Here is a 12,693-nt window from a genome sequence, read left to right as displayed (position 1 = left end):
GTTCAGGCCGGGTTGTCCGCGGATGCGGGGGGCCGCGCCCCGGACACGGCGGCGAAGCCGGCGAGCGCGATCTCCGCCGTCTGACGCAGGTCCTCCCGCGCGACCCCGGCGGCGGCGTGTATCGCCTGCCCCTCGGTGACGCTCATGACGAAGCGGGCGAGCGCGGCCGGATCGGCGTCGGCGGGTAGGTCGCCTTCGGCCACGGCGCGGGTGAACCGGTCGGCGAGAGCCAGCTCACCGGCCAGGCGGCTGCTGGCGAGGAACCCGGCGACCGCGGCGTTCTCGCCGGAGCAGGCGGTGCCGCCCTGGATCGACAGGCAGCCGGCCGGCCGGTCGGGCCGGGTCACGGCGAGCACGTTCTCGCGCAGCAGAGTGGCGACGACCTCGTACGCGGTGGGTTGGGCGAAAGCGTTCCGCCGCCAACGCGACAGGCATCGTCAGCGACGTCGGCAACCTCGACGACCTGGACCGGGTGATGCGGGCGATCGAGGAGCGCGGCGCGGGGCTGGACGTGGTGTTCGCCAACGCCGGCAGCGGCGAGTTCCGCCCGCTCGACTCGATCACGGTCGAGCACGTCGCCAACACCTTCGACACCAACGTCTACGGCACCATCTTCACCGTGCAGAAGGCGCTGCCCCTGCTCAACGAGGGTGCCTCGGTCGTGCTGACCGGCTCGACGTCGGCGGTCAGCGGCATTCCGGCGTTCAGCGTCTACGCCGCCTCCAAGGCCGCCATCCGCTCGTTCGGCCGCACCTGGGCCGCCGAGCTGATGGGCCGGAAGATCCGCGTCAACACCCTGGTGCCCGGCTCGACCGAAACCCCCGGCCTCGCGGGCCTGGCGGCCAGCCCCGAGGAGGCCCCCGGGCTGCTGAAGGGCATCGCCTCCGGCGTGCCCATGGGCAGGATGGCCCACCCGGACGAGATCGCCAACGCCGCGCTCTTCCTCGCCTCCGACCAGAGCAGCTTCATGACCGGCGGCGAGCTGTTCGTCGACGGCGGCCAGCAGCAGCTCTGACGCGAAAACGCCCGGTCGATCCTCACGGATCGACCGGGCGTTTCTGCATTTCACGAGCGGTGGCGGAGGGATTTGAACCCTCGGAGGGCGTTAACCCTCACACGCTTTCGAGGCGTGCTCCTTAGGCCGCTCGGACACGCCACCGCCGACGAGGGTACAGGACCGCCGGTTCGGACGCCGAACCGGTATCGCTCGGGCCGGCCTGGCAGGATCTTTGCCATGAGTACGCACATCGGCGCGAAGCCGGGCGAGATCGCCGAGCGGGTCCTGATGCCGGGTGACCCCCTGCGGGCCAAGTGGATCGCGGAGACCTACCTCGAGGGCGCCACCTGCTACTCGACGGTTCGCGGCATGCTGGGCTTCACCGGCCGCTGGAACGGCGTCGAGGTCTCGGTCCAAGGCTCCGGCATGGGCATGCCGTCCGCCTCCATCTACGCCCACGAACTGATCAACGAGTACGGCGTGAAGACGCTGATCCGAGTCGGTTCCTGCGGCGCCCTCAGCACCGACCTGCAACTGCGCGACGTGGTCGCGGCGATCGGTTCGTCCACCGACTCGAACATGAACCGGATGCGCTTCGACGGGCTGATCGACTACGCCCCGGTGGCCGACTTCGGGCTGCTGCGTACCTCGGTCGAGGTGGCCGAGCGGCGCGGCATCAGCATGCACGTCGGACCGATCCTGGCGGCGGACGCCTTCTACACCGACCGGCCGGACCTCTACGACACGCTCGCCGACTACGGCGTGCTGGCGGTGGAGATGGAGTCAGCGGCGCTCTACACGATCGCCGCCCGGTTCAAGGCCCGCGCGCTGACCGTGCTGACCGTCAGCGACCACATCAAGACCGGAGAGAAGACCACCTCGGAGGAGCGCGAGCAGACCTTCAGCCAGATGGTCGAGATCGCGCTCGACACGATCATCGCCTGATCCGTCCCGGCGGGGCGGTGTCACTGCCGAGAGCCGTATGACTCAGAGTCATAAATATTCCTCTGAGTCATACGGCTCATTGGCGCGCGGCCTCCCCCGGCCGCGCGACGTCCAGCCGGCGGCCGAAACAGCGGACGGGGGCGCGGCAGCCTCAGCGAAAGAAGGCGCGCAGGACGGCGGCGGTCTCGGTCTCCAACACGCCGCCGTAGACCTCGGGGCGGTGGTTGAGCCGGCGGTCGCGCAGGACGTCCCACAGGGAGCCGGCGGCGCCGGTCTTGGGCTCCCAGGCGCCGAAGACGACGGTGGAGATCCGGGCCAGCACCAGCGCGCCCGCGCACATGGTGCACGGCTCCAGGGTGACCACCAGGGTGCAGCCGTCCAGTCGCCACCGACCGACGCGCTCGGCGCCCCGGCGCAGGGCCAGCACCTCGGCGTGGGCGGTGGGGTCGCCGGTCAACTCCCGCTCGTTGCGCCCGATCGTCAGCTCGGTGCCGTCCGGACCGTAGAGCACCGCGCCCACCGGCACGTCGTCCACGTCGGCCGGGCCCGCGTCGTCGACCGTCGGGCCGGTGACGGCGACCTCCAGGGCCCGGCGCATCCACAGCTCGTGCCGCTGCCGCCGGCCGAGGTCACCCGGGTCGGCCAGCTCCTCATGCGCGCCTGGCCCGGCTCGACCCACCGCGCCGGGCGTCGGCTGCCCCGGCCGGATCGCCTCCAACAGCGGATCGGTGGCGTCGGCCGGCTCCGCGCCACCCGCCGGAACGATCCCACCGCGTGCTGCCGACCCGGCGGGGTCAGACCTCACGCAACTCCTCGACCTCGTCGGCACATCCGAGCACCTCACAGATCTCGGCGGTGACGTCCGCCGGCAGCATCCCCTCGGTGCCGCAGAGCGTCAGCAGCTTCTGCGCCGAGATGCCCAGGTTGGCCAGCAGGTCGGCGTCGCCCACCGGATCGGCCTCCGGATCGACGGCGGGCTGCTCGCTCTCGTCGTCGCCGCCGGCGGCCAGGCGGGGCTCGTCGTCGCCGTCCAGCCCGGTCACGGACGTCTTCAGGTCACCGACCAGCAGCTGACCCAGCCGGGACTCCTCGGCGAACGCCGAGTCCGAGCCGAACACCCGCAGATCCTCGCCCTCGTCGAGACGCAGGATCACCAGGTACGCATCGTCGGCCTCGACGAACAGCAGCGACACGTCGGCTTCCTGGTCGACGTCGCGCAGCCGGTCGGCGACCTCATCGATGTCGGTGGCGCCCCGCAGGCTGACCTCGGCGGCGGTCCAGCCACTGTCGTCACGCACCACGGCCGCAGCGAAGTACGACACGGTTCCCCCAAAAGCCCTCGGCACAGCGCCGACTCGTCAAGGGTGCACGTTAGCCGGTCGGATCGGCAGGCGACCGGTCAACGCCCCGAGACGCCAGCCAAACCTGACAAAGTCGGATCAGCCGGCTACCCGACGGCGGGTGGCGATGAGCTGGCGCAGACGCTCGGTGCGCTGTCGCTGCGGCCGGCTGCGCTGGCGTACCGCCCGAGCGCCCGCCAACTCGGCGAGCAACTGGAGGCGGCGGCGGTTGCGATCCGGGTCCTGCCGCGGGGTGGTCCAGGCCATAGTGCCGAGGGTGCCGAGTCTCGACAGCCACGTCAAGACGGCGTTCGCTACGCAGCCAACCGGGCACGCGGCGCAGTCGTCCGCCCCCGAATCCGGGCCGGTCGGAACACGCTCACCACAGCGGCCAGTCACCGCTGGTCGCCCAGCGGACCGCCACCACGGCGGCGGCGATGCTCCAACCACCGGCGGTGACGATGGCCACCCCGGTGGCCACGCCGCGATCGCCGTAGCGGACCAGCACCAGAGCCGTCAGCCAGGCCAGCAGGCCGGCCACCACCGTCCACCACGCGTACCTGGCGACGTCGGTGCCCAGCATCCCGAACAGCAGCAGCCAGGCAGCCGCCGCGCCGCCGCCGGCGGCGACACCGCCGCCGGTCACCGGGTGGGGTTCGCGGTAGGTGGGTCTGGTCGGCGGCCCGGCCGGAAAGAGCCCCGACGGGGTACGCGACGCCGGGCGGGCGGGCCCGGGATCCGGGACGGGGTCGGGTCGGGCGATGGTCATCGGCTGCCCTCCCCTCACGCGCGTCGCTCGTGCCCACGGTACCGGTCTGTCAGGATGACCGAATGCCCTCGCCGACGATCGGTCGCCGCGTGCGTCCGGCGTACCCGATCCTGCTGCTGCTCGCCCCGGTGCTGGCCGCCGGCTGCGCGACCACCCGGCCGGGGGTGCCGCCGGATGGCGCCGCGGCGTCGCCGTCGGCGGTCTGGGCGACCGGTGAGCAGCCGGCGGCGCCGACGGCCACGCCGACGACCCGCCCGGCCAGCCCGACGCCGTCGTCGGCCAGGCCGTCGCCGACCGCACCCCGCGCCGGGCTCCGGCACGTCTTTCCGGTACGCGCCGACAACGTGGACTACCACACGACGCACGGGGCGTACCCGGCGACGGACGTGTTCGCCGACTGCGGTGAGCCGTTCGTGGCGGTGACCGACGGCAAGGTCCTGGAGGTGAGTCGTGTCGACCGGTACTCCAAGAGTGGGCCGCAGGGCCCGGACAACGGCGGCCTGTCGGTGTCGCTGCTCGGCGACGACGGGGTGCGCTACTACGGCTCGCACCTGAGCGTGGTCGGCGCCGGCATCGAGGCGGGGGTTCGGGTCCGTGCCGGGCAGCAGCTCGGCAAGGTGGGCCGCACCGGCAACGCGAACAACGTCTGTCACGTGCACTTCGGCATCTCGCCGCCGTGCACCGGCAAGGACGGGTGGTGGATCCGGCGCGGTGTGCTCTGGCCGGCGCGCTACCTGGACTCGTGGCGGCGCGGCGGCAACCGGGAACCCGCCGCCGAGGTGACCGCGTGGCAGCGCGAACACGGCTGCCCGAAGGCTCCCTGACGCGGCTCGTACGCACTAGGTTCGGTGGGATGAGCGCCCGGGACCCCATTGCCGACCTGCGCCGGATCGCGTTCCTGCTGGAGCGTGCGAACGAGGCCACCTACCGGGTGCGGGCGTTCCGTTCGGCGGCGAAGGCGCTGGCCGGCCTCCCGACGGCCGAGGTGGCCGAGCGGGCCGGCAACGGCACGCTCACCGAGCTGGCGGGCGTGGGAGACGTGACGGCCCGCTGCGTGGCGGAGTCCCTGGCCGGCGAGGAACCGGTCTATCTGCGCCGGCTGGTGGCGACCGAGGGCAGCGACCTGGACGCCGAGGCCACGGCGCTGCGCGCCGCCCTGCGCGGCGACTGCCACACCCACTCGGACTGGTCTGACGGCGGCTCCCCGATCGAGGAGATGGCGCTGGCCGCGGTTGAGCTGGGCCACGAGTACCTGGTGCTGACCGACCACTCGCCCCGACTAACGGTGGCGCGGGGGCTGACCGCCGAGCGGCTGCGCCGGCAGCTCGACCACGTGGCGCAGGTCAACGCGGCGCTGCCCGAGGGCTTCCGGATCCTGACCGGGATCGAGGTGGACATCCTCGCCGACGGCTCACTCGATCAGGACGACGAGCTGCTGGCCCGGCTGGACGTGGTGGTCGGCTCGGTGCACAGCGGCCTCAAGGACGAGCGGGCCAAGATGACCCGGCGGATGCTGGCGGCGGTCGCCAACCCGCACCTGGACATTCTCGGTCACGTCACCGGGCGGATGGTGTCGTCCCGGCCGGCGGGGGTGACCGGCCCGGGTGATCGGGGGCACCGGGCGCGGACCAGGAACGAGAGCGACTTCGACGCGGACGCGGTCTTCGCCGCCTGCGCGGAGCACGACACCGCCGTTGAGATCAACTCTCGGCCGGAGCGGCAGGACCCGCCGAAGCGGCTGATCCGTCGTGCCCTGGAGGCGGGCTGCCGCTTCGCGATCAACACGGACGCGCACGCGCCCGGTCAGCTCGACTGGCAGCGCTTCGGCTGCGAGCGGGCGACCCGCTGCGGCGTCCCGGCCGACCGGGTGGTCAACACCTGGTCGGCCGAGCAACTGGTGGAGTGGACACACGGCCGGGCCTGACCAGCGGCCCGGTCGGGGTCACCTACGGGCGGGTTCGGCGGCGGGCGCGGCGGGCGCGGCGGGCGCGCCGACGCCGACCACCGGGCGAGGCTTGCGACGGCCGAACAGGCCCTGCGCGACCGCGACCCCCAGCAGCACGATGAGCGCGCCGACCGGCTGGTGCCAGTTGAGCCGCTCGTCGAGCACCACGGCGCCGATCAGCACCGCGAAGATCGGAATCAGGTACGTGACGGTGGAGGCGGTGCTCGCACCGGCCACCCGGATGTTGCGCATGTTGATGACGAAGGCGAGCCCGGTGCCGAGCGCACCGAGGGTCAGCACACTGGCCACCACCTTCGGCGACAGCTCGGTGGGCAACGGCGGCGCACCCGCGACGAACGGCGTGACGACGGCGAGCTGGACGGCGGCGAGCAGCAACTGCGCCGTGGACAGCGACAGGCCGGAGTGCGCGCTGCCAGCCACGAACCGCTTCTGGTACGGGATGGCGACGCCGTAGCAGGCGGCCGCGCCGAAGCACATCAACTGCCCGACGAAGTGCGCCCCGCCGATGCCCTCCCAGACCCCGAGCACCACGAGCACGCCGAGGAAGCCCAGCCCGAGGCCGATCGCGCGGCGCACGGTCAACCGCTCGGTGCGGAACACCAGCACCGCGAGCGGCAGCACGATCAGCGGCGTCGTCGCGTTCCAGATGCCGGCGAGCATCGACTCGACCCGCTGCTCACCGTAACCGAAGAGGGTGAACGGCACGGCCACGCCGAACGCGGCGACGACGAAGAGGTGCGCCCACACGCGGGGCTCGCGCGGCAGTCGGTCGCGCAGCACCGCGAGGACGACAAGCAGGGTCAGCGCGCCGGCGACGACGCGGTAGAGGGTCAGCTGGACGGGGTGCAGCTCGGCCACGCCGACCTTGATGAACAGGAAGCTGGAACCCCAGATGGCGGCGAGGGCGAAGAAGCCCGGCAGCCAGGCACGCAACGGCGCCTTGTCAGGAGCGATGTCGGTGGTCACTCCTGACAGTCTGCCGGACGGGTACGACAAAGTCCCGCGGCTTTCCGCCCTCTGGATCTGGCACCTGAACACGACAAACGTCGTCGACATCCAGGCGGGGTGGTCACGTAGTGTCGCACTGTGGGACGAATTGATGAACTCGCCAACCGCTACGTGGCCGAGTGGGCGCCGTTGAGCCCCACCGGCGCGACCTACGTCGGCATCGCCGGCCATGACGACCAGCTCGACGACCTCTCCCCCGACGGTTACCAGGCCAAGGCCGACCTCACCCGCCGCACACTCGCCGAGCTTGAGGTGACCGAGCCGGACACCGAGGCGGAACGCACCGCCAAGGAGGCCATGCAGGAACGGCTCGGCCTCGACCTGGCCCGCTACGAGGCCGGCGAGACGACGAGCGAGATCAGCGTGATCGAGAGCGGGCTGCACGAGGTCCGCATGGTGTTCGACCTGATGCCGACCGCGACGGCCGACGACCAGGCCAACATCGCCGCCCGGCTCAACGGCCTGGCCGGCGCGCTGGAGGGTTACAAGACCACGCTGCGCGAGGCGCTCGCCGACGGGCGGGTCAGCTCGAAGGTGCAGCTCGTCGAGGTGGCCAAGCAGTGCGACACCTGGACCGACCCGACCGGGGACAACTTCTTCCACGGCCTGGTCGAACGACTGGGCGCGGACGGCACGCTCGGCGCCGAGCTGCGCCGGGGCGCGGCGGCGGCCACCGCGGCGACCGCCGAGTTCGGCCAGTTCCTGCGGGCCGAGCTGGCCCCGCACGGTCGGGACAAGCAGGCCGCCGGCCGGGAGCGCTACGAACTCGCCTCGCAGTACTTCCTCGGCGCGAAGGTCGACCTGGACGAGACGTACGCCTGGGGCTTCGCGGAGCTGGCCCGCCTGGAGGCGGAGATGCGGGTCGTGGCCGGGCGCATCGCCGGCTCGGGCGCGACGGTCGACGAGGCGGTGGCCACGCTGGACGCCGACCCGGCCCGGACCATCCGGGGCAAGGAGGCGTTCCGCGACTGGATGCAGGCGCTCGCCGACAAGGCCATCGCCGAGCTGCACGGCACCCACTTCGACATTCCGGAGCAGGTCCGCCGGATCGAGTGCTGCCTCGCGCCGACCAGCGACGGAGCCATCTACTACACCGGCCCGAGCGAGGACTTCTCCCGGCCGGGTCGGATGTGGTGGGCGGTGCCGCAGGGCATCACCGACTTCTCCACCTGGCGGGAGGTGACGACGGTCTACCACGAGGGCGTGCCCGGTCACCACCTTCAGGTGGCGCAGACCGCCGTCCGGGCCGACCTGCTCAACCGCTGGCAGCGGCTGCTCTGCTGGGTCTCCGGGCACGGCGAGGGTTGGGCGCTCTACTCGGAGCGGCTGATGGACGAGCTGGGTTACCTGGAGGACCCGGGCGACAAGCTGGGCATGCTCGACGGCCAGGCGATGCGCGCCGCCCGGGTGATCGTCGACATCGGCATGCACCTGGAGTTGGAAATCCCGAAGGACAACCCGTTCGGCTTCCACCCGGGCGAGCGGTGGACGCCCGAGCTGGGCTGGGAGTTCATGCGGGCGCACTGCCGGGTGCCGGACGAGAACCTGCGCTTCGAGCTGAACCGCTACCTGGGCTGGCCGGGGCAGGCGCCGTCGTACAAGGTGGGTGAGCGGATCTGGTTGCAGGCCCGCGAGGACGCCAAGGCCCGCAAGGGCGCCGACTTCGACCTGCGGGAGTTCCACCGGCAGGCGTTGGACCTGGGCGCGCTGGGCCTCGACCCGCTGCGTAAGGCGCTGGCCCGGCTCTGAGCCCGTCGACGACTCCGGGTGCCGGCGGGCCGGCCGCCGGCACCCGTCGCGTCCGCGCCCGGTCCGGTCGACCACCCACCACTCAGGCGAGGGTGAGGGCCAGCGCTGGCCTCGCCGTCAGGGTGTTGCTGGTGACGTACGCCAGGTCGATGACGGGGTCGGTGAACGTGATCGGGATGGGTGAGGTGACCGGGAGGCCGTTCGGCAGCGGCAGGTCCGGAGTCAGCGTGATCTTGATGCCGAGCAGGCGGCCGACGAACCGGGTGGCGTAGAAGGCCACGTCTCCGCTGACGGTCAGCCGGTCGGTCGCGTACCGCTGACTGCGCCCCTGCGGGCCGTCGGCCTGCAGCAGGAAGTCCTCGGTCACCGCCTCCCGCATGCTGAACTTCAGGACCTTGAGGTGCCCCTTCTCGGTGTCCAGTTCGGTGACGCCTTCGAACCGCAGCTCGGTCATCCGGACCGAGGACCCGGTGAGCTTGGACGGTGTCTGCGCCACCCTGGGCAGGGTCGGGTCGTCGGCGATGCGCGGCAGCGGCTTGCCCGGCTCCACGCTGCCGGGTTTCGCCGAACCCGGCGTCGTCGCGCCCGGTCGGCCCGGCCGGCCTGGGGCCGGGCAGGCCGTGGACCCGGGACGGGCCGTCGGTGTGGCGGTCGGCTTCGCCGAGGGCGTGGCGGTCGGGCTTGTCGACGGTGTCGCGGCGTCGCGGCGGTGGCCGCCGGTGAGCAGGTCACCGATCCCGTCCAGGATGTCGGTGACGACGTTGCCGTCCCGGTGCGGGCTCGCGCTCGGTGCCGGTGTGGCGGTCGGCGCGCTCGGAGTGGGCGATGGAGTCGCCGGCCGGGTGGGGCAGACGGTCGCGGCGGGGAGGGTCGGGGCGGCCTGCACCGGCCGTGGCTGGGCGGCCAGGCCGGCGGTGGCGAGGCCGAGCACCACCAGGGCGACACCGAAGGTACGCGGATCAACGGCACGGCCGGACGCGCCCGCGTCGGGGTCCGCCACAGAGCCGGTCCGGCCGTCGGTCGCGTCGGCCGGGGCGATCCCGGCCGGTGCGGAGTCGGCGCCCCGCTCGGGTCGGTGCTCGTCCGGGTGCTGCGGCGCCTCACCCGTGCCCGCCGGCTCGACGACAGCCGGGTCAGCGGCGGTCGGGTCGCTGGCAGACCGCTCGGTGGCGGTCGGCTCGGTAGCGGCCGGGTCAGGGGCGGCGGACGCCGGTCGGGTCGGCGTCCAGGCGAAGGCGAGCGCGCTGCCGACGATGCCGAGCAGCAGGCCGACGAAGAAGCCGCCGAGGTTGAGCCCGATGAGCGCGTAGACCGCCGTGACCGCCGCGACGATCGAGTAGAACAGCCGCTGCGCCGGAGTGAACCAGAGCAGCAGGCCACAGGTCACCAGGATGACCGGGATCAGCAGCGAGAGCAGCCCGGTGGCTCCGCTGTGGAAGCTCAGGCCGTTGATGGTCATCCGGGTGGAGGCGAACATCTCCACCCCGGCCAGGATGGTGAAAAGGCCGCCCCAGAACGGCCGGCTCCGTCGCCAGCGGCGGAACCTCCGCCACGCCTGGGCCGCGTTGCTCGGCCGGACATGGGACGGGTTGGCGGTTGTCACGTACTCCTCCTGGCGGAGCGGGGACGGGGATGGGGCGGGCCCGCGGCGGGTCGGTCACCGCGGGCCGCGCTCAGCTCAGAAGCACTCCTTGCCCTTGGCGTCGTCGCCCACGTTGACCTTGAGCCGCAGGCCGACCAGGTTGAACGTTGCCGCGGTCGTGTACCGGGACACCTGCTGCAGGTTGGTGATGGTGACGTGGTCGGCGTTCTGGCCGAACGAACCCTCCTGCGCCGTCGGGTTCAGGTCGGTGGCATCCCGACCAATCTGGATCTTGGTGAACGTCGCGTTGCCGTCGAGCGAGTCCATCGCGATCAGCAGGTCCTCGGCGTGGGCGGGCTGCTTGCCCTCGCCGGCGTTGATGGTGAGCACCACGTCCGTACCGGGCAGGTCGGCGCGGACGGACTGGCAGAGGTTGTACAGGTCGGCGCTCCTGATCTCGGAGAGCGCGATGGGATGCACCTGCCCGTCCTTGCCGTCCTTGCTCTTCTCCTTGACGATGCCGCCGTACTGCTTGAAGCCGTCGCCCTCCAGGCGGTCGGCACCGATCTTGAACGTCTGCCCGGAGACCGTGATGTCGGACGCGATCGCGCCGGTCGACATGCCGAAGAGGATGGCGCCGGCAGCCGCCGTGGCGGGCACCATCATGGCGGCGAAGCGCCGCCACCGGGTACGACCCTGATTGTCTAACCGATCCTGCACGGGTTCCTCCTCGGGTGGATGTGCGCGGCGGCCGTTCGCGGCGGCGGCCCACGCCGGGCCCGTCATCTATTACCGGCGGGTAACGATCGAGCCTGATCGTGCACCCGTTGCGGCGCGGCTCACAACCCCTTGATTACCCGGCGGTAACACACTGCCGCCCACGCGGTGTCGCGCCGTCACGAAATGTGGAGACCATCGACCACAGAGGAGTTTCAAAAGGGTATAAACCAGGTGATCATTCCCGGCAGAGCGACGGAGAGTGACAGCCGCATAGACCGATTACAATCTGGTAACGGATGTAAAGTGCGCAGGTCGCGGGACATGACGAAGGGGTGGACCGCAGTGCGGCCCACCCCTTCGTCATACGTCCGGTCGTACGCGCGTCAGCGCTGCTCCACCCCGCCCGGCGTCGAGCGCTGGGACGGGACCGTCGGATCCTCGGACTTCCAGTTCGTCGTTGCCGGCGGGATCTCGTCGGTCAGCGGACCGCCCTCCCGCTCGCGCTCGTCGTCCCGCACCGCCGGCTGGTCGACCCGGGTCGGCGTCGGGTCACCCGTGGGCATCGGGTCGGCCCGGTGACGCGCCTCGGTCGCCGGCGCGGTCCCGCCCCGGCGGGCCACCAGCAGACCGACGACGATCAGCACCAGACCCAGCACCGCCACGCCGATCGGGGCGTAGACGCCGAGGATAGTGAGCTGGCCACGGCTCTCGTTGGCCCGCTTCACCGACGCCTCGATGGTGGCGTCGTTGTAGGTGAAGTCGGCCTTGAGCAGCGAGATCGGGGTGCCGACATCCGGCACCAGGGCCTTACTCTGCACCTCACGCACCTTGACGTACGACCCGGTGACCGGGTCGACCCAGAGCGTCCGGGTGTTGCTGTAGGTCATCCTGCCCTGGGTCGCACCGGGGGCGAGGGCACCCAGCAGCAGGGCCATCCGGTCGGAGGCCAGGTTCAGCTGCTGGTCGGTGATCACCTGCTCGAACCGGTACGCCTCGAGCCCGTTGACGTCCTCCGTGCCCTTGAACTCGGCCGGCAGCGCCTTCCGCAGATCGCGGTCGAAGACGTCGTAGCTCCGCTTCTCGGTGTTGAACGGGAACTTGTAGACCTGGCCGGCGAACGTCACCTTCTCCCGGGTGCCGGTGTCGTCGAGGTACTGACCGTCCCAGTTCACCGCCGCGCCGGAGACCCGGTCCAGCGCCAGCGTGGCGCCGTACGCGTTCACCAGCTCTTTGGTGTCCGTCCGGTCGACGGTCTGACCGACCGTCCAGACCACCGTGTCGCCCTTGAGGTCGCCACTGAGCTTGGCGGTCTGCTCGCGGTTCGGTGTGACCAGGACGGTGGACTTGAGATCGCCCTGGTGGATCGCGATGGCGCCGTTGGCGATCTGAAGGAAAGTGGCACCCTTCGCCTCGGCGACGGACGTCGACGCCTCCAGATCGTAGGGCAGCTTGGTCATCGCGGGCTTGACGACGAACACCAATCCGGCGGCCAACGCCAGGAGCAGTACGCCGCCACCGAACAGCACGGCACCTATGGCGCGGTGCTTCATGTTTCCTCCCTGGAGGAGCTAATTTCGCCGCTATCGATCAGTGATGTGGCCGCGAGGTTACTACCTG

At 71.6% G+C, this 12,693-nt stretch carries 13 protein-coding genes, 1 tRNA gene and 1 pseudogene; 5 read left to right on the top strand and 10 right to left on the bottom strand.

Going from position 1 to position 12,693, the window contains the following annotated elements; genetic code table 11:
- Window positions 1-2 precede the first annotated feature (2 nt).
- Window positions 3-347 (bottom strand): hypothetical protein, encoded by a 345-nt coding sequence (locus ABZU53_RS09040; RefSeq protein ID WP_355064832.1) that lies wholly within the window; start codon window positions 345-347, stop codon window positions 3-5.
- A gap of 80 nt (window positions 348-427) precedes the next feature.
- Between ABZU53_RS09040 and ABZU53_RS09035 the strand changes: the two are divergent.
- A pseudogene (locus ABZU53_RS09035) lies at window positions 428-1,015 on the top strand (SDR family oxidoreductase); the annotation flags it as partial.
- 57 nt (window positions 1,016-1,072) lie between these two features.
- Here the strand turns inward: ABZU53_RS09035 and ABZU53_RS09030 are convergent.
- Window positions 1,073-1,159: transfer RNA gene (locus ABZU53_RS09030), tRNA-Ser, on the bottom strand.
- Between the two features lie 75 nt (window positions 1,160-1,234).
- On the opposite strand from ABZU53_RS09030, the gene deoD reads away from it, so the two are divergent.
- Window positions 1,235-1,942, top strand: a complete 708-nt coding sequence (deoD, locus tag ABZU53_RS09025) for a purine-nucleoside phosphorylase (RefSeq protein WP_030328147.1) — start codon at window positions 1,235-1,237, stop codon at window positions 1,940-1,942.
- Between the two features lie 151 nt (window positions 1,943-2,093).
- Here deoD and ABZU53_RS09020 read toward each other — a convergent pair whose 3' ends face one another.
- The 4 genes from ABZU53_RS09020 to ABZU53_RS09005 all read right to left on the bottom strand — a co-directional run bounded on the left by ABZU53_RS09020 (window position 2,094) and on the right by ABZU53_RS09005 (window position 4,051).
- Window positions 2,094-2,540, bottom strand: a complete 447-nt coding sequence (locus tag ABZU53_RS09020) for a nucleoside deaminase (protein ID WP_355065025.1) — start codon at window positions 2,538-2,540, stop codon at window positions 2,094-2,096.
- Between the two features lie 196 nt (window positions 2,541-2,736).
- Window positions 2,737-3,264 (bottom strand): tRNA adenosine deaminase-associated protein, encoded by a 528-nt coding sequence (locus ABZU53_RS09015; RefSeq protein WP_355064830.1) that lies wholly within the window; start codon window positions 3,262-3,264, stop codon window positions 2,737-2,739.
- 117 nt (window positions 3,265-3,381) lie between these two features.
- On the bottom strand, window positions 3,382-3,549 hold the full coding sequence (locus ABZU53_RS09010) for a hypothetical protein (RefSeq protein ID WP_167626078.1): 168 nt from the start codon (window positions 3,547-3,549) through the stop codon (window positions 3,382-3,384).
- 112 nt (window positions 3,550-3,661) lie between these two features.
- Complete coding sequence (locus tag ABZU53_RS09005) at window positions 3,662-4,051, bottom strand: hypothetical protein (RefSeq protein WP_355064828.1); 390 nt, start codon at window positions 4,049-4,051, stop codon at window positions 3,662-3,664.
- Window positions 4,052-4,113: 62 nt separating this feature from the next.
- Here ABZU53_RS09005 and ABZU53_RS09000 point away from each other — a divergent pair, with 62 nt between their 5' ends.
- The gene (locus ABZU53_RS09000; RefSeq protein ID WP_354859350.1) at window positions 4,114-4,875 is read left to right on the top strand and encodes a M23 family metallopeptidase; all 762 of its coding nucleotides are present in this window, start codon (window positions 4,114-4,116) and stop codon (window positions 4,873-4,875) included.
- Window positions 4,876-4,904: 29 nt separating this feature from the next.
- Complete coding sequence (locus ABZU53_RS08995; protein WP_355064826.1) at window positions 4,905-5,975, top strand: PHP domain-containing protein; 1,071 nt, start codon at window positions 4,905-4,907, stop codon at window positions 5,973-5,975.
- 18 nt (window positions 5,976-5,993) lie between these two features.
- On the opposite strand, the gene ABZU53_RS08990 is transcribed toward ABZU53_RS08995, so the two are convergent.
- Window positions 5,994-6,983, bottom strand: coding sequence for a DMT family transporter (locus ABZU53_RS08990; protein ID WP_355064824.1), 990 nt, complete (start codon window positions 6,981-6,983; stop codon window positions 5,994-5,996).
- Between the two features lie 120 nt (window positions 6,984-7,103).
- Between ABZU53_RS08990 and ABZU53_RS08985 the strand changes: the two genes are divergently transcribed.
- Entirely contained in the window at window positions 7,104-8,774 is a 1,671-nt protein-coding gene (locus tag ABZU53_RS08985; protein ID WP_355064822.1) for a DUF885 domain-containing protein, read from the top strand.
- A gap of 82 nt (window positions 8,775-8,856) precedes the next feature.
- Here the strand turns inward: ABZU53_RS08985 and ABZU53_RS08980 are convergent, their stop codons facing one another.
- The 3 genes from ABZU53_RS08980 to ABZU53_RS08970 form a co-directional block, all read right to left on the bottom strand.
- A complete protein-coding gene (locus ABZU53_RS08980; RefSeq protein ID WP_354859340.1) occupies window positions 8,857-10,377 on the bottom strand; it encodes a DUF6114 domain-containing protein in 1,521 nt (506 codons plus the stop codon).
- A gap of 75 nt (window positions 10,378-10,452) precedes the next feature.
- Window positions 10,453-11,076, bottom strand: coding sequence for a DUF6230 family protein (locus ABZU53_RS08975; RefSeq protein WP_354859338.1), 624 nt, complete (start codon window positions 11,074-11,076; stop codon window positions 10,453-10,455).
- A gap of 383 nt (window positions 11,077-11,459) precedes the next feature.
- On the bottom strand, window positions 11,460-12,626 hold the full coding sequence (locus ABZU53_RS08970) for a DUF3068 domain-containing protein (RefSeq protein ID WP_354859335.1): 1,167 nt from the start codon (window positions 12,624-12,626) through the stop codon (window positions 11,460-11,462).
- Window positions 12,627-12,693: the final 67 nt, after the last annotated feature.

The sequence above is a fragment of the Micromonospora sp. NPDC005194 genome, assembly GCF_040608335.1.
GTDB lineage: Bacteria > Actinomycetota > Actinomycetes > Mycobacteriales > Micromonosporaceae > Micromonospora.
This window is presented reverse-complemented; position numbering and strand designations above follow the sequence as displayed.

Bases quoted from the DNA above. Each gene is read 5' to 3' on its own strand.
- ABZU53_RS09000 (WP_354859350.1), top strand. From the start codon at position 4,114: ATGCCCTCGCCGACGATCGGTCGCCGCGTGCGTCCGGCGTACCCGATC.
- ABZU53_RS08970 (WP_354859335.1), bottom strand. From the start codon at position 12,626: ATGAAGCACCGCGCCATAGGTGCCGTGCTGTTCGGTGGCGGCGTACTG.
- ABZU53_RS09005 (WP_355064828.1), bottom strand. From the start codon at position 4,051: ATGACCATCGCCCGACCCGACCCCGTCCCGGATCCCGGGCCCGCCCGC.
- deoD (WP_030328147.1), top strand. From the start codon at position 1,235: ATGAGTACGCACATCGGCGCGAAGCCGGGCGAGATCGCCGAGCGGGTC.
- ABZU53_RS08995 (WP_355064826.1), top strand. From the start codon at position 4,905: ATGAGCGCCCGGGACCCCATTGCCGACCTGCGCCGGATCGCGTTCCTG.
- ABZU53_RS09010 (WP_167626078.1), bottom strand. From the start codon at position 3,549: ATGGCCTGGACCACCCCGCGGCAGGACCCGGATCGCAACCGCCGCCGC.
- ABZU53_RS09020 (WP_355065025.1), bottom strand. From the start codon at position 2,540: ATGCGCCGGGCCCTGGAGGTCGCCGTCACCGGCCCGACGGTCGACGAC.